Origin of the sequence: Prevotella micans F0438 (assembly GCF_000243035.1) — a bacterium.
Taxonomy (GTDB): domain Bacteria; phylum Bacteroidota; class Bacteroidia; order Bacteroidales; family Bacteroidaceae; genus Prevotella; species Prevotella micans.
Genome location: NZ_JH594522.1, coordinates 290,161 through 306,523, shown reverse-complemented (window position 1 = coordinate 306,523; position 16,363 = coordinate 290,161). Strand labels below are relative to the sequence as shown.

Below are 16,363 nucleotides of genomic sequence, written 5' to 3'. Positions count from 1 at the left end.
ATTGTTTAAATCGTTGGCAAAGTTAAACAGACTTCATCGCAGGTCGATTACCTCTGTCCGCGGAAAATCTTTTCGGTTGAAACGAAACATTGCGTCGGGCAGGTTTTTTGCGCGGAAGTTCGACACGGATATGCTCACCCACGATGTGTTTTGCAGCATTTTTATTGCCACGGGCTGATAGTTGCGGTTGATGGTTATGAACATTTCGCGAACGCTCCGTCCAGCCGTAGTGGCTTTCATGTGGACGACGGTGTTTTTGCCGGAGGGTTTCATCGATAGGTTGTAGCCCGACTTATACATGGTTACGAATCCGTAGGGATTCATGGCCATGCGCTGTGCTTCGTTGGGTGTGGAGATGTTTACTTCGTTGGTAGATTTCATATAGGTCCACTGTGTCCGTCCGTCGAACCACACTTTCACTGCCGATGTTGAGGCTGTGAATTTTTGTCCTTTGATGGATATGGTTCCCGGAACTCGTCCATATTTTCCGCCGGATATGGTGAAGTTGGCCGTAGCTCCACCTTTATTTCCTATTACGGCCGCGGTTTTGTCGAGTATTTGTCGTGCTTTTTTCGCGTTTTGTGCGATGGCTTTGCCACCGAGCAGCAAGGCCATCACGATGATGATGAGTTTTGTTGTTTTCATTTTTATGTGTTGATGTTATGATTACTTTTCCGAGGGGGCGGACAGACACGGGGTCTGTCCCTACATGCGGCCTGTCGGCCGAATTGGCATGGTAATTTTGAGTTGCTCACACCCGCTGATGCGAGCAATCTTGTTGTTTTGAGTTACCCTCGCCCGCTGGTGTAGGATACAGAGTTGGAGCGTTATCCCTTACTTTTCAATCTTTCAATGAGCGAGTCCAGACTGTTTTCGTCTATGATGAGAACTTCGCGTGGTTTGGAACCTTGTGCCGAGCCAACGACGCCGGCTTTTTCGAGCTGGTCCATCAATCGTCCGGCACGGTTGTAGCCGATTGAGAATCGGCGCTGAATCATGCTTGTTGAACCTTGTTGACTTTGGACGATTGCGCGAGCGGCTTCATCGAAGAGCGGGTCGATTGTTTGGTTATCTAATCCTCCTCCGCCGCCTATGCCATTATCTTCGGATAGAGGTTCGGGAATCTCGAGTGGTGTCACTGGGCCGGGCTGTGCGGCTATAAAGTCGCTTATGTTTTCAACTTCGGGTGTGTCTACGAAGGCGCATTGTACGCGGGTGGGTTCTCCGCCGTTGAGATATAACATGTCGCCTCGACCAACTAGTTGTTGTGCTCCGGGGCGGTCGAGAATTATTCGTGAGTCCATCATGGCCCCCACTCGGAATGCTATTCTGCCTGGGAAGTTGGCTTTGATGTTACCGGTGATTATGGTCGTTGTGGGTCGCTGGGTGGCGATAATCATGTGTATGCCCACGGCTCGTGCCAGCTGTGCGATTCGTGTTATAGGCATTTCGATTTCTTTTCCGGCGGTGAGGATGAGGTCGCCGAACTCGTCGATTATCACGACGAGATAGGGCATATATTCGTGTCCTTCCTCGGGGTTAAGCTGGTGACTGAGGTATTTCTGGTTGTATTCTTTCAGGTTTCGGGCTCCGGCTGTCTTGAGCATGTCATACCGTTCGTCCATGAGCACGCATAGTCCTTTGAGGGTTTTCACAACCTTTTGTACGTCGGTTATTATGGGTTCGTCCACGTTCTCGTCGACGGCAGCCATGAATGGTTTTGCTATTGGGGCGTAGATGCTGAATTCAACTTTTTTGGGGTCGACAAGGACGATTTTCATTTCATTGGGGTGCTTCTTGTAGAGCAGCGATGTAATGATGGCGTTCAGTCCTACTGATTTACCCTGTCCGGTGGCTCCGGCAACGAGCAGGTGTGGAATTTTCGCGAGGTCAACCATGAACACGTCGTTCGTGATAGTTTTTCCGAGCGCGATGGGCAGTTCCATGGTCGATTCCTGGAACTTGCGCGAGTTGAGAATAGAAAACATCGATACGATAGACGGTTTGGCATTGGGCACTTCTATTCCGATAGTTCCCTTTCCCGGCATGGGGGCAATGATTCGAATTCCGATTGCAGCCAAACTGAGGGCTATGTCGTCTTCAAGATTCTTAATCTTCGATATTCGCACACCTTGTGCCGGGGTTATTTCGTATAGAGTTATTGTTGGCCCAACGGTTGCGCGGATACTCTTAATTTGTACGCCGAAATCGTTCAGCACCTTTATGATTCTGTTTTTATTGGCTTCGAGTTCCTCCTTGTCGACGTAGTTTATTTGCGAGTCGGAGTCATATTCCTTAAGTAGATTCAGCGTGGGGAATTTCCACATCGTGAACGGTTCGCGTGGGTTGATGGGTGTCGATGGAATATTTTCGCTTGCCACGGTCTTACTGTCGGCTTGTTCGGCCGCCTTAGCGATGTCGACACTCATGGATATTTCATCCTCGTGCTTGTTTTTCGTGGCAGATTCTTTCTTTCGAGCAGGTTCGGGAATATTGTCGGCAATGAATTCCACTTCCTGCTGTTCCGGAATGTTTGTAGATTGAGCGGTGGGGTCGCCCTGCTCCGAAACGGTGAATTTTACCTTGCTTTTTAGATAGTCTACCGGGTTGAGCAGCTTGCGAATGAAGGTTATTGTTTCTGATGTGGCATAGGTTAGGAAAGCCAGCATGGTAATAACAAGCAAGGCTACCAATCCCGGTTCGCCTACGATGTTTTCCATATACTGAACGCAGAATGCTCCGTGTCCGCCGCCGGGATTGAACACCTTGTCGCCCATGAACGGCGCGAGGAACTTTGCGAACATAATAGAACTCCAAATCATTGTTAGAGCCGTTCCGAAGAACCATTTCCAAAGGTCGACCTTCTCGTAGGCCCGCATCATTTTCAATCCGCAAACAATGATGAACAACGGGATTAAAAAGGCCGGAATACCGAAACATTTCGCAATGAGAAAATAGGAAAGAATGGCTCCTACCGAGCCGCAATAGTTATGAAATTCGTGTGCCGTGTTTTCAACTTCGCCCGGACGCAGTTCGGTGACCAGGCTTTGGTCGGCCTGCCCTGTGCTGAAATAACTAATGAAGGCTATGAGTAGAAAGATTGCTACAAGGAACAATATAAGTCCTAAAATGAAACCTGTTTTGTCGTTAAGTATATTATTGAATCCGATCGCTTCGCTAAATGTTTTAGCCTTGCGTTCAGTTTTTTTCTTTGCCATTCTGAATCTAAATATTTTGATGCAAAAGTAACGAGATGTTCACAATTAATTGTCCCCCTCCCTTGTCAGGTGTAGGCTGATGTATTAAGAGAAATATTAAATTACTTGCATTATAAATTCGACAATTACTGTCGGTGAAAGCTCCATCGCCTAACGTAATTGGGCGTTCTTGTAGTCGCAGAAAAGTTTGGCTATATTTGCTGCCATGAAAAAAGAGCAGTGAGGCTCATAAAACAAACATTCATGGATAGGTTAAAAAGATTTCAGGTTAGCTCAGCCCAAAACGAAACGTTGAATTGGGCTTTCGGAATTTATTTACTGGTGGTTATTTTAGGATTTGTGGATAACTGGCTCGGTCGGCCGGCCGAGTCGGCTGAATCGCTCGTGCAAGTATTTGCTTCCGCGCAAAACGAACGTATAATGCTCATTGTTGAACAATTGCTCACCGGATGCGGCGAACTGCTGATGCTAGAGATTTTCAGGCGTTGCTTGTATCGCGAGAATCAATATTTCGTTCATCTTGCCGCTGTAGTTCTGATGGTTCTGATGGCGCTCGGGATGATTATTCATTGCTTGCCCAACGGTACAACGATAGATGAAAATGGTTTGCATGAAACTGCGTGGAGTTTTTTCCAAACCAGGTTCTATACTTATAATCATTATGCAATGCTCTTGGTGAAACTGTTTCTCGGAATTGCACTCGCGTTGCGCTATGGTGGACGGATAAGACTCTACGGTTTGTCGCTTTTCATTGTCCCGCTGTTTATGATGCTCTGTTCGTTTGCCTATTTCTATGCCTACACGGAAATTGGCGGTCTTACGATGGATGATATAAACACGCTCAACTCTTTTCTTAGCATCGTGAACCTCATTCTCATGCCACTTCCGGTTGTACTGCTTCGTTTGTCGATGTCTACAGATTCATAATTAACAACAATATGAACACTTTCTCAAGGCTCTGCAATCACCGAATAGGGTGGGCGAGCATTTTTCTTTTCATTACCATTCTTCCTATTTCCATGTCGGCTCGCAAAGTAACTAACTTCGATTCAGGTTGGCGATTTATGTTGGCCGACGACAAACGTATGTCCGACAAAACTTTCGACGATTCATCATGGCGACTGCTTGACCTGCCGCACGACTGGGCCATCGAGGGCGATTTCTCGGCCGGTAATCCAAGCGGAGCAGGCGGAGGGGCATTACCTGGCGGAGTGGGATGGTATCGCAAGAGCTTCCGCGTAGAGAGCGCGTCGCCCGAACAAAAACACATGGCCATACGATTCGACGGAGTATATATGAACTCAACAGTATGGATAAACGGCCACAAGCTCGGTACGCGCCCCTATGGTTACATCTCTTTCGAATACGATTTGACACCTTTTATTATATGGGGCGGCGAAAACGTAATAGCCGTGAAGGTTGACAACTCCGACCAACCGAACTCGCGCTGGTATTCGGGATGCGGAATTTACAGACACGTGTGGCTTGTTGAAACCAGTCTGCTACACATCGACACATGGGGCGTTTTCGTGATGCCTAAGAAAATAAAAGGCGACAACTGGCAGGTGCCCGTGAACGTTGTACTGAAAAACAGTGAAGGCAGACAACCGATGATTCGTAATACGCTGCTCGATAAGAACGGTCGAATCGTAGCCCGCCAGGAAAGTAGGTCGGTTAGCCAAACTCTCATGGTGCGACGGCCGATGCTTTGGTCGGTGTCTACTCCGAACGTTTATAAACTCAAAACAGAGATAATTCTCAATGGAAAGGTTGTCGATGAAGAAACTACAATCACAGCCTTTCGCGAGTTCCGTTTCGACGCCAGTAGCGGTTTCTGGCTTAATGGCCGGAATATGAAAATCAACGGCGTTTGTAACCATCACGACCTGGGATGCCTTGGTGCCGCACTAAACGAAGATGCACTACATCGTCAACTCTTCAAGCTCAAGGAAATGGGTGTCAATGCCATCCGCTGTTCGCACAATCCGCCCGCGCCCGAACTTCTGAATCTCTGCGACACGATGGGGTTCATTGTCATGGACGAATCGTTCGACATGTGGCGTCGTAAGAAAACTAAGAACGATTATGCCCGCTTTTTCGACGAATGGCATGAACGCGACCTAACCGACATGGTTCTGCGCGACCGCAATCATCCCAGCATAATGATATGGAGCATCGGAAACGAAGTGCTCGAGCAATGGTCGTCGGCCGACACCGACGCGCTGACTCTCGAGCAGGCTAATCTTATATTGAATGCCGGGCAGGATGCTTCGAAACTCGCCCACGGTTCTGAGCTATCGCCCAATTCGCTACTCACAATTCATCTGGTCGACATCATTCGCCGCCTCGACACATCGCGCCCCATAACCGCGGGATGCAATGAGCCATCGCCCAACAACCACCTCTTCAAATCAGGTGCGCTCAACCTGATAGGATTCAACTATCATCACGAAATGATAAACGATGTCCCGAAAAACTTCCCCGGTAAACCGTTCATCATGACCGAAAGCGTATCGGCTTTGCAGACGCGCGGATTTTATAGGATGCCGTCGGATAGTATCTTCGTTATGCCAGAACGGTGGGACCGACCTTACACCGACCCGACAATGATGTGTTCGGCTTACGACAACTCGCATGCCCCATGGAGCTCGACCCATGAGGCAACCTGGGATGTTGTAAAGCATAAACCATATTGCTCCGGGCAGTTTATCTGGACAGGCTGGGATTATATCGGCGAACCAACTCCTTATGGCTTCCCCGCACGAAGCAGCTATTTTGGAATAATCGACTTGGCCGGTTTCCCAAAGGATGCCTATTATATGTATCAAAGCGAATGGACCAACAAACCCGTGCTGCATCTCTTTCCGCATTGGGATTGGCTGCCGGGACAAACTATCGACATGTGGTGCTATTACAGTCGGGCCGATGAGGTTGAACTCTTTGTCAACGGAAAAAGTCAGGGCATTCGTCGTAAACCCGACTCGCACACCTATCATGTCTCATGGCGCGTGCAATATGAACCCGGTGAAGTGATGGTTGTAGCCCGAACGAATGGCAAAGAAACCGGCCGACAGATTATACGAACATCCGGTCAGCCCTACGCTATTCGTCTCACCACCGACTATATCGGCAAGGACACCTATTTCGTTAATGCCGAGGTGGTCGATAAAGAAGGCAACCTGTGTACGACCGCCGAAAACGATATAGTTTTCTCGTCCGACAATGCCGAGATAATCGGTGTTGACAACGGTTCTCAGTTCTCAACCGAGCGTTTCAAGGCCAATCATCGTAAAGCCTTTTTCGGTCGCTGTCTCGTTGTTCTGAAATCTAAATCTCCCAATCCGATAACTCTCCGCGCCCGTTCCATTGGCCTCGCCGATACCCAAATAAACCTCTAGCAACAAATCTTACATGAAAATTGCCCTTTGAGATGCGTATAACTCACCATCCCAAAGGGCAATTTCATTTACGTATATCGTATTCTAATAATTTATAAGATGACAACGCAATTCGGTGACCGTTTTTGCCCCCCGAATTCCCAGGACGCTTTCCCGATGACCGTTTTTTGTTCCCTGAATTCCCAGGACGCTTTCCCGATGACCGTTTTTAACTCCCCAAGTTCAAGGGAGAGCAACCCGATGACCGTTTTTTGCTCCCTGAAATCCCAGGACACTTTCCCGATGACCGTTTTTAACTCCCCAAGTTCAAGAGAGAGCAACCCGATGACCGTTTTGCTTTCCACAAAATAAAAACGAGATGAAAAGACTTTGGTAAAAATCCTAAATTCAATATCTTTGCATTCGCCAAAACGAAGAAATGAGCACCCTTAGCTCAGTTGGTAGAGCAACTGACTCTTAATCAGTGGGTCTAGGGTTCGAGTCCCTAAGGGTGTACTAAAAAATCCCCATATACACATAACTTTGTCTAAGCAAGCACCCTTAGCTCAGTTGGTAGAGCAACTGACTCTTAATCAGTGGGTCTAGGGTTCGAATCCCTAAGGGTGTACAAATGTTGTCTTAGCATAATCAAAGTTCGATTTCATTTTATATAATTAAATGTTAGAGTTAGGAAGCACGTTTGAGTAATCATTCGGCGCTTCTTTCTTTAATATAGGGTCAGAGATTTTTTCACTTTCTGAATATAACTAATGGGAATCGAACTGTGGTTAAAAAGAGCGGAATACGGGAGTCGAACCCGCCTCCCAGGCTTGGGAAGCCCGTGCACTACCGATGTGCTAATTCCGCGAAGACTCTGCAATATCAACAGTATGTGTGAAAGAAAAAGGGTCGATATTAACAGCATTGTTATGGGGTGAGCCGATACCCGGACTCGAACCGGGGACCTACGCATTACGAATGCGTTGCTCTACCAACTGAGCCATATCGGCGATGTGCGTGCAAAGGTAAAGACAAAGGGAAGACAGACCAAAACAAACATACAAATTTTATGCATCAGCAGATTATAAAGCATTTAACTGATAACGATGCCTACACATTCAGTTGTCAGTACTACGTGTTGCAAACTTATCCTCGTGCGGAAGTGGAATATACTTTCTTCGACAGGAATCGTACGGTTTATCCTCCGGGGTTCGACGAGTTGCTTGTTGAGCAACTGAACTACATGCTGCGTGTGACGATTAGCGAGGAAGAAATAGCTTTTATGCATCGGCGTATGTATTATTTGCCAGAATGGTATTTCACCTTTCTGCGCGGTTATCGGTTCAATCCGGGCGAGGTGTCGGTGTCGCAAGATGAGGAAGGGCATTTAGACATTAAGATACGCGGCAAATGGTATTCAACCATAATGTGGGAGATGCCCATTTTGAGTATCATCTCAGAGTTGATGCACATGTTGAATGGCGACATCGCTGGTTATAATTCCGAACGTGAACGCGAACGTGCTGCTGAGAAAACGCGTCGTATATTGCAAAACGGAATCGTCCTGGGAGATATGGGAACGCGCCGACGGTTGTCGTTCGAACACCAGAATATGGTTATCGAAACTATGAAACAGGTGAGTGAGCAAGGGGGATGCGAGGACGAATCGGGAGCGTTTCGTCCCTGGACAGGTCGATTCACTGGTACGAGCAATGTTTATTTTGCCATGAAACATAATCTCATAGCTATCGGCACAATGAGTCATCAGCTGATTGAGTTCGAGGAGAACGTCAGCGGAATTTTCGAATGCAATTTCAATGTTATGCGTAAGTTCAGCGATGTTTACGACGGCGATAACGGAATATATCTATACGATTGTTTTGGCGACAAGGTGTTTTTTAGTAACCTGTCGAAACGAATGGCGATGATGTTCTCCGGGTTACGCGTTGACAGCGGTAATGAGGAAGACCAAACAGAGAAAATCATAGCCAAATATCAAAGTCTGGGAATCGACCCTGCAACTAAACAGGTTGTCTACAGTAACGGACTTAACATCGACCGAGCGATAGAGATTCATAAATATGTTGCAGGCAGAATGAATGACAGCTACGGAATGGGAACCTTCCTCACATGCGACGTCGAGAACTGCCAACCAATGAATATAGTTATCAAACTCACCAGAATGCGAATAACCGAAAAACGTGAGTGGCACGATTGCGTAAAGCTATCGTGCGACAGCGGGAAGACTCTCGGTAATCCCGAGAAATGCGCATATCTTCTAAAACAAATCGGATAATGAAAACAACTTTACTCCTCCTCACCGTCCTCTTCCTTGGTTCTTCGCTACAGGCGCAAAACAAGCAAATGGAAAGTCAGGGACTGGTCAACATAAAGAGCGTAGACCCAAGTATAAAAGTAGCCCTGATGTATGCCAGAAGCGACAACTTCTGTGGACGAACGCTATACGCCGACCTCCACGATGCATACATGCTTCCACGCTGTGCCAAAGCCCTCAAGAAAGCTCAAGCCGAATTGAAACGTCGTCGACCAGACCTTAGTCTTTGCATATTCGATGCCACCCGCCCCATGAGCATCCAGCAAACAATGTGGGATGTCGTGAAAAACACCCCGCACTATTTTTATGTATCCAATCCGGCCCGAGGTGGCGGAATGCACAACTACGGAATGGCTCTTGACATAAGCCTATGCAAAGCATCGTGGAGCGAAGCCCTATGGCGCCCCGGCTCGGCACCATGCAGGATTGATACCATCCCGATGGGAACGAAAGTAGACCACATGGGCTCTCGAAGTCACATCGACCGCGAAGAAACTATCCTTACACCTGCCGTAATAGCCAATCGCCTACTACTTCGCGAAGTGATGCAAGCAGCCGGATTCATGCCCATCCGAACCGAGTGGTGGCACTTCAACCTATGCACACGTGCATGGGCGAAAGCCAATCTGCGGGTGATTAAATAGAATGGGATGGAAGAGAAACTCCGGCAGTTCATTTCGCAGCATAAAAACGACAATGTTCAGCAGTTGGCCCTGCAAGCTCATAAGTTTGCAGACATCGACCTGCCTTTCGCGCTCAATCAGATTGCCGGGTGGCAAAAGGCCAGAACAAAGCTGCCCACATGGGCTGGCGTTTCCAACATAATCTATCCGCAGCATCTTTCCCTAGAGCAATGTTCGTCGGAGTTCACCGCGTTGTATAAAGCCCGACTGGCATGCCGACTCATGCCAAACGAGTTCAAGACTATGGTCGACCTCACTGGCGGATTCGGCGTCGATTTCTCTTTCATGGCTCCACATTTTGCCGAGGCAGTGTATGTGGAGCAGCAAGAATATCTCTGCACGATAGCCCGAACGAATTTTGAACTCCTGAAGCTCTCCAATGCGATAATTATAAACGATAAAGCCGAACATTATCTTCGCACCATGCCTCCAGTCGGGATAATATACATCGACCCGGCACGCCGGAGTTCGGAAGGTCAAAAAACCATATTGATAACCGACTGCACACCTAATCTGCTCGACTTGAAAACGCAACTTATCGATAAATCCCATGCAACCATAATCAAGCTTTCGCCCATGCTTGACTGGCATCGTGCCCTCGAAGAACTAACCGATGAGAACACCCATGTGAACGAAGTGCACATCCTTTCGCGCAACAACGAATGCAAGGAACTTCTGCTTGTCATGTCGGCCTCGCCGGCTCCGACGCGAATAGTCTGCATCAACAACTCCACACAATTCGCCTACACACCAAGTCAACTTAAACAACGCATAATTGCCCATCCTCTACAGGCCGGCATGCACCTTTACGAACCTAACGCATCGATAATGAAAGCAGGAGGCTATGCCCAGCTCACCCACGAAATGCCCCTCGAAGCAATTGCGCCGAACTCTCATCTGTTCGTGTCGTCCACCTCGCTGCCCAACTTCCCAGGTCGACATTTCATAATTCAATCAATCTCATCGTTCGGCAAGAAAGACCTCCGTAACAATCTCCGCGGTATCGCCTCGGCAAACATAGCCGTGAGAAACTTCCCACAAACTGCTGTCGAACTATGCAGAAAACTAAAGCTCTCCGACGGCGGCGCACATTATATATTTGCTACCACCGACGCTCTTGGAACTCATCTCCTCCTCCTTTGCACGAAGTTCAACAGAAAAGAACCATAGTTCGACTTCTCCCTCTCTGTGTGGGGATGAATATCTTTCCCTTGTGCATGGTTCCATCCGTGGCTGACGAGCAGATTTTTATTTCTCCCTGATTCGAACCACATAAACTCCAATTGGTCATTAGATATTTTGCAAGCAAAGAGTTACAAATGAATACTCTTCGCCAGGGGTGTACTACACTCTTCACTGAAGGTGTACTACACCCTTCGCTAAAGGTGTACTACACTCTTATACAATGGTATTATACTCGCTTTGTTAACCCCCAGATTGTTCATTAGGTCTTAAAGACTACAATTCCCTTTGATTTTCTAATAACCAATTTGGGATAAAGCAAATCGAACATTACATGCGGGCATATTTCTAGTTCACGTTAACTTTGCGCGTTGAAAACAATAAAGTACAATCAATCATGACTCTACAACAATTAGAATATGTGATGGCCGTTTATCGTTGTCAGCATTTTGCTAAGGCGGCCGATTCGTGCCATGTTACACAGCCCACGCTGAGCGCTATGATTCAGAAATTGGAATCAGAACTGAACGTGAAGATTTTCGACCGTAGTAGGCAGCCCATCTTACCTACTCCACTAGGGAAAATCATAATCGACCAGGCCGAGAAAGTGCTCGCCGACGCAAAGGAACTAAGTGAAATGGTCGAAGAATATAAACATTCCCTAGAAGGCTCATTCAGGATGGGCGTTTTGCCGACCATTGCACCTTATCTTATACCAAGATTCTTCCCGCAACTCATGGACGAATTCCCGAAACTCGACATTCGAATCTCCGAACTTAAAACCGATGAGATGAAACTAGCCATCGCCCGGGGAGACATTGATGCCGGCATATTGGCACAAATCGACGGACTGGAAGAATTCGAAAGCAGGCACCTCTTCTATGAAAAGTTCTTTGTTTATGTTGCCGAAAACGACGCGCTTTTCAACAACAAAGCCATCCGCACAGTCGATTTGAACGGCGAATTCCTATGGCTTCTCGATGAGGGACATTGTTTCCGCGACCAACTCGTGAAATTCTGCCAGCTCAAATCGGCCAAACGCAGTAAGGAAGCCTACAATTTGGGCAGCATCGAAACATTCATGCGCATAGTCGAAGGCGGTAAAGGCGTCACCTTCATTCCCGAGCTGTCCATGTTGCAGCTCACCGACGAGCAACGCCGATTGGTTAAGCCATTCGCTTTCCCGATTCCTTCGCGCCAGGTTGTTTTGCTCACGGCTAAGAACTTCGTTCGGAATACGCTACTCAATCTTATCACAGAACGCATTCAAGCATCTGTTCCAAAGGAGATGATAAGCCTAGGAAAGAAACAACAGGCAGTGTTCTAGATTGTCGTTTTGTAAGCTATGCATTGTGATAAGATGGTTATTTGCCCCCGATAGCAGGTTATTCTGCACAGATACTTGCCCTGTTCGATAACTTTTTTATAATTTTGGCGCATGAATAAAGGTTGTATCCCCTAGTTGTCTAGGGAGCTTATAAGTAAGGATAAAAACAAAATCATTTATTTTTTAAATCATAAACAACATGAAGATTGAAAAAGTACATGCCCGCGAGATTCTCGATTCGCGTGGCAACCCCACGGTTGAAGTAGAAATTACACTGGACAACGGCGTAAAGGGCCGCGCAAGCGTTCCATCAGGCGCATCGACAGGTGAGAACGAAGCTCTCGAACTTCGTGATGGCGACAAGGACCGCTTCCTCGGAAAAGGGGTTCTCAAAGCCGTTAGAAACGTGAACGAAATTATCGCACCCGCCATTAAAGGCTTTTGCGTTTGTGAGCAACGCGCAATAGATTATAGAATGCTCGAAATTGATGGTACTCCTACGAAGAGTAATCTAGGTGCTAACGCCATCCTAGGCGTATCGCTGGCAGTTGCTCAAACAGCAGCCAAAGCGCTTGGCATGCCGCTTTATCGCTACATTGGCGGGGCCAACACCTATGTTCTTCCCGTTCCAATGATGAACATCATCAATGGTGGCGCACATTCCGATGCCCCAATCGCCTTCCAAGAGTTCATGATTCGCCCTGTTGGCGCATGCTGCGAACGCGAAGCCATCCGTATGGGGGCCGAAGTATTCCATGCTCTAGCCAAGAACCTCAAAAAGCGTGGCTTGTCTACAGCTGTAGGCGACGAAGGCGGATTCGCCCCAAACTTCGATGGAATCGAAGATGCTCTCGACACCATTATCGCTTCAATCAAAGATGCTGGCTACGAACCCGGTAAAGACGTTAAAATAGCCATGGACTGTGCCGCCAGTGAATTTGCAGTGTGCGAAAACGGTAACTGGTTCTACGACTATCGCCAGCTCAAAAGCGGAATGCCTAAAGATCCCAATGGAAAGAAACTCACTGCCGACGAGCAAATTGAATATCTTGAGCACCTCATAACGAAATACCCAATCGACTCCATTGAAGATGGTCTCGACGAAAATGACTGGGAAAACTGGGCTAAACTCACCGCTCGCATCGGTGACCGCTGTCAGCTTGTTGGTGATGACCTCTTCGTGACCAATGTGAAATTCCTCGAAAAAGGTATCAAGATGGGCGTTGCAAACTCCATCCTCATCAAAGTGAACCAAATCGGCTCGCTAACTGAAACCCTCGAGGCTATCGAGATGGCTCATCGTCATGGTTACACTACGGTTACATCTCATCGTTCGGGTGAAACCGAAGACACAACGATTGCAGATATAGCAGTTGCAACCAATTCCGGCCAAATCAAAACCGGTTCAATGAGTCGCACCGACCGTATGGCCAAATACAACCAGCTCATCCGCATAGAAGAAGAGCTGGGAGGAGTTGCAAAATATGGCTATGCCAAACTGAAATAGGATACAATTTTAAAAATGTCATAATCAAGGAGAGTTACTCGTGAGAGTCGCTCTCCTTTATTTTTACAAAACAGCATCATCTCAACAATGCGCAAAAAAGCCAATGAAGCTTGTTTCGTTAAAATCAATTTTCCTTAACTTTGCTACCACAATGATAAACAATCGCTTCACGAAAGCATTCTGGGTTCGGTGGGAGAGCCGAAACAAATATTTTCGAGAGGCATCAACAAACAAATCAATTTATTATGAACAACAAGAGTTTTACTACAAGAAAGTTCGCGGCGATAGCTGCGATGCTCCTATCCTCTTTTGCTTTCTCTGCGCAGGCACAAACCTGGGAGATTAGTCCTAAGTTCGAGGGAGCTGACGATGCACCGGTAGCAATAAAAGCACCAGTTGCAAAAATCGACCCGGCCGCAAATCAAAAATGGTGGGGCTATTTCACCACCGACATGAAACGTATTGCAGTTGGAACACAAAAGGCAGGAACATTCAATCAGGCCTTCCACATCAAACCGGGTAATGAGGTTGCAATAGGCAATAAGATTAAAGCGATTCGTTTCTATCTTCGCGACAAATCAGTAATAAAAGACTTGAAGATTTGGATTTCGAAGACTCTGCCCGGAGATGTTACCAAAGCAGAATACTACAAAGCTCTTGACCTTTCTACATTGGCTTCTGGCGACGAAACTAACGGATATGCAGGGAAGGTTAACGATATTCTTTTGGACAACGCTTACAATGTAGGTACTGAAGGGGCTTATGTTGGACTAATCTTCACGGTACCCAGCGCCTCTTCAGAAACCGCAAAATACCCTATAGTTCTAGGCTCGACTCCCGATGTTAAAGAAGCTTTGTTGCTAGGAGCTCCAGGCCAGCAGTGGGAAGATTTGTATGGCCAAGGCCTAGGAGTATTGGCTGCACAAGTTCTGGTTGAAGGCACTTTCCATCAGAATGCTATAGTTCCGCTAGACTTCTCAACGGCTTATGCTGGTCTAGGCAAAACAACAACTTTCGAACTTAACGTAACCAACTGTGGTACCGAAGGAATATCCAACTTCGATTACACCGTAACAACTGACGGCGTTGCTAGCGCTGAAAAGCATGTAAACCTCGCAACTCCATTTAAAGTTTTCGGTGGAGTTACAACCGTAGAAGTTACTCTTGATGCCGACGCACAATCAGGAACAAAAGAGAAGACTATCACTATCACTAAAGTGAATGGGGTTCCAAACCAGGCAAACTCATCTAGCTGCAAAGGCAATTTGACAACTGTTGATAAATTGTTCAAACGTGTGATTGTTATGGAAGAATTTACCGGAACCGGTTGCCCATGGTGTCCGCGCGGAATAGTTGGAATGAAGAATGCGAACGAAGCCTATCCGGACAACTTCGCGGGTATAGCTTTGCACAATTACAATTCGGACGACCCGATGAGCATGTCGGCCTACGCTCGCCTGGGCTTTGATGGTGCGCCTCAATGCCAATTAAACCGTGATGTAAAATGTGACCCTTACTACGGTTCTGACAAGAAAACGATTCTGAACGATATAAAGAGACTCCTTATCGCTCCACCGGCTGTTGGAGTTGAGGTGAAAGGCGAACTGACAAACAACAACACAGAAGTGAAAGTAAAAGTAAACCTCGACCCGCTTACTTCCGGAAAATACAGTTTAGCTTATGTCTTGGTTGCCGATAGTTTGTATAACTCCAAATGGAAGCAGGGTAATAACTATGCACAATTCAGTCCAGCCCAAGCACCGGAAGACATGAAGGATTTCTGCAAGGGTGGAAAATACGGTAAAAGCTATTGCTCACCGGTGTTCGACGACGTAGCAGTTTCAAGTTCTTATAATACAGCAGGAATTAACCAAGCTACATCGTTCAACATGCAGAAAGATGTTGCCGTAACTCAAGAGTACACCTTGAAGATGCCGACAAAGAAATCGGTTAAGGAGGTGCTAAAGCTCAACAAACTCAATGTTGTAGTAATTCTTCTCGACTCTAAAGGCAAAGTTGTCAACGCCGGTAAAGCCGCTGTGACACTCGACCCGACCGGAATCGAAGAGGTTAACAATAACGCAGCCGAAGTCAAGGAAGTGGCTCGATACACTGTTGACGGTCGCAGAATCAATGCTCCACAACGTGGTGTGAATATCGTTAAATACTCTGACGGCAGATCTGTAAAGGAGATTGTTCGATAAACAATGAAATACTCAGGTAGTGAAGCGGACTCTCCCCCGACCTCACATCCCTGATTCTTTTGATTTTCTTAATTTCTCCCGGCGACATATAAATGTCGCCGGGAGTTTTTATTCTATATCTTGTTCTGGAGTGCCGCCTACGGAGTAGAAATACATGAGTCTGGTTTAAGATAACGGTCGGCCGGCAAGCCCCGGGTGAGGAGGGGGGGGCGACAGATCACAGGTAGGTTGCCTTCCACAAGTGCAAATGGGAGAGGTGTTGAAGGTTTTATCGATTTTGCAATGTTACAAAGCCTTCCCACCGTTGGTTTTTTCCTTTCTGCAGCTTACAAAACGTTCCCGCCGATGGTAATATCGATTTTGTAATGTTACAAAGTCTTCCCACCGCCGGTTTTTTCCTTTCTGCAGCTTACAAAACGTTCCCGCCGATGGTAATATCGATTTTGTAATGTTACAAAGTCTTCCCACCGCCGGTTTTTTTCCTTCTGCAGCTTACAAAACGTTCCCGCCGAGTGGTAATATCGATTTTT

At 47.0% G+C, this 16,363-nt stretch carries 10 protein-coding genes and 4 tRNA genes; 10 read left to right on the top strand and 4 right to left on the bottom strand.

Translation table 11 applies throughout. The features are described from left to right. Positions 1 to 33: 33 nt before the first annotated feature. A complete protein-coding gene (locus HMPREF9140_RS05810; protein ID WP_018572272.1) occupies positions 34 to 645 on the bottom strand; it encodes a LolA-like putative outer membrane lipoprotein chaperone in 612 nt (203 codons plus the stop codon). Positions 646 to 827: 182 nt separating this feature from the next. Next, positions 828 to 3,218: a DNA translocase FtsK gene (locus HMPREF9140_RS05805; RefSeq protein WP_006952515.1), complete on the bottom strand. Its 2,391-nt coding sequence runs from the start codon at positions 3,216 to 3,218 to the stop codon at positions 828 to 830. A 243-nt stretch (positions 3,219 to 3,461) separates the two neighbouring features. On the opposite strand from HMPREF9140_RS05805, the gene HMPREF9140_RS05800 reads away from it, so the two are divergent. The 4 genes from HMPREF9140_RS05800 to HMPREF9140_RS05780 all read left to right on the top strand — a co-directional run bounded on the left by HMPREF9140_RS05800 (position 3,462) and on the right by HMPREF9140_RS05780 (position 7,223). Then, positions 3,462 to 4,145: a hypothetical protein gene (locus HMPREF9140_RS05800; protein WP_006952514.1), complete on the top strand. Its 684-nt coding sequence runs from the start codon at positions 3,462 to 3,464 to the stop codon at positions 4,143 to 4,145. Positions 4,146 to 4,156: 11 nt separating this feature from the next. After that, positions 4,157 to 6,616, top strand: a complete 2,460-nt coding sequence (locus tag HMPREF9140_RS05795; RefSeq protein ID WP_006952513.1) for a glycoside hydrolase family 2 TIM barrel-domain containing protein — start codon at positions 4,157 to 4,159, stop codon at positions 6,614 to 6,616. A gap of 422 nt (positions 6,617 to 7,038) precedes the next feature. Next, a tRNA-Lys gene (locus tag HMPREF9140_RS05785) sits at positions 7,039 to 7,111 on the top strand. Positions 7,112 to 7,150: 39 nt separating this feature from the next. Next, positions 7,151 to 7,223, top strand: a tRNA-Lys gene (locus HMPREF9140_RS05780). Between the two features lie 168 nt (positions 7,224 to 7,391). Here HMPREF9140_RS05780 and HMPREF9140_RS05775 read toward each other — a convergent pair. Together HMPREF9140_RS05775 and HMPREF9140_RS05770 are read right to left on the bottom strand one after the other, a co-directional pair. Beyond that, positions 7,392 to 7,462 (bottom strand) — tRNA-Gly (locus HMPREF9140_RS05775). Between the two features lie 70 nt (positions 7,463 to 7,532). After that, positions 7,533 to 7,605: transfer RNA gene (locus HMPREF9140_RS05770), tRNA-Thr, on the bottom strand. 59 nt (positions 7,606 to 7,664) lie between these two features. On the opposite strand from HMPREF9140_RS05770, the gene pncB reads away from it, so the two are divergent. The 6 genes from pncB to HMPREF9140_RS05740 all read left to right on the top strand — a co-directional run bounded on the left by pncB (position 7,665) and on the right by HMPREF9140_RS05740 (position 15,833). Then, positions 7,665 to 8,891: a nicotinate phosphoribosyltransferase gene (gene pncB / locus HMPREF9140_RS05765; RefSeq protein ID WP_006952511.1), complete on the top strand. Its 1,227-nt coding sequence runs from the start codon at positions 7,665 to 7,667 to the stop codon at positions 8,889 to 8,891. Further along, on the top strand, positions 8,891 to 9,574 hold the full coding sequence (locus HMPREF9140_RS05760; RefSeq protein ID WP_006952510.1) for a M15 family metallopeptidase: 684 nt from the start codon (positions 8,891 to 8,893) through the stop codon (positions 9,572 to 9,574). The genes pncB and HMPREF9140_RS05760 overlap by 1 nt, the downstream gene beginning before the upstream one ends. Positions 9,575 to 9,580: 6 nt before the next feature. Further along, positions 9,581 to 10,783 carry a class I SAM-dependent methyltransferase gene (locus HMPREF9140_RS05755; RefSeq protein ID WP_006952509.1) on the top strand — a complete coding sequence of 401 codons (1,203 nt, stop codon included), beginning with the start codon at positions 9,581 to 9,583 and terminating at the stop codon, positions 10,781 to 10,783. 409 nt (positions 10,784 to 11,192) lie between these two features. Then, entirely contained in the window at positions 11,193 to 12,122 is a 930-nt protein-coding gene (locus HMPREF9140_RS05750) for a hydrogen peroxide-inducible genes activator (RefSeq protein WP_006952507.1), read from the top strand. Between the two features lie 199 nt (positions 12,123 to 12,321). Next, positions 12,322 to 13,629: a phosphopyruvate hydratase gene (gene eno, locus HMPREF9140_RS05745; protein ID WP_006952506.1), complete on the top strand. Its 1,308-nt coding sequence runs from the start codon at positions 12,322 to 12,324 to the stop codon at positions 13,627 to 13,629. Between the two features lie 245 nt (positions 13,630 to 13,874). After that, positions 13,875 to 15,833, top strand: a complete 1,959-nt coding sequence (locus HMPREF9140_RS05740; protein WP_006952505.1) for a hypothetical protein — start codon at positions 13,875 to 13,877, stop codon at positions 15,831 to 15,833. Positions 15,834 to 16,363 lie beyond the last annotated feature (530 nt).

Coding starts and splice junctions, on each gene's coding strand:
- eno (WP_006952506.1), top strand. CDS start 12,322: ATGAAGATTGAAAAAGTACATGCCCGCGAGATTCTCGATTCGCGTGGC.
- HMPREF9140_RS05755 (WP_006952509.1), top strand. CDS start 9,581: ATGGAAGAGAAACTCCGGCAGTTCATTTCGCAGCATAAAAACGACAAT.
- HMPREF9140_RS05800 (WP_006952514.1), top strand. CDS start 3,462: ATGGATAGGTTAAAAAGATTTCAGGTTAGCTCAGCCCAAAACGAAACG.
- HMPREF9140_RS05750 (WP_006952507.1), top strand. CDS start 11,193: ATGACTCTACAACAATTAGAATATGTGATGGCCGTTTATCGTTGTCAG.
- pncB (WP_006952511.1), top strand. CDS start 7,665: ATGCATCAGCAGATTATAAAGCATTTAACTGATAACGATGCCTACACA.
- HMPREF9140_RS05810 (WP_018572272.1), bottom strand. CDS start 645: ATGAAAACAACAAAACTCATCATCATCGTGATGGCCTTGCTGCTCGGT.
- HMPREF9140_RS05795 (WP_006952513.1), top strand. CDS start 4,157: ATGAACACTTTCTCAAGGCTCTGCAATCACCGAATAGGGTGGGCGAGC.
- HMPREF9140_RS05760 (WP_006952510.1), top strand. CDS start 8,891: ATGAAAACAACTTTACTCCTCCTCACCGTCCTCTTCCTTGGTTCTTCG.
- HMPREF9140_RS05740 (WP_006952505.1), top strand. CDS start 13,875: ATGAACAACAAGAGTTTTACTACAAGAAAGTTCGCGGCGATAGCTGCG.
- HMPREF9140_RS05805 (WP_006952515.1), bottom strand. CDS start 3,218: ATGGCAAAGAAAAAAACTGAACGCAAGGCTAAAACATTTAGCGAAGCG.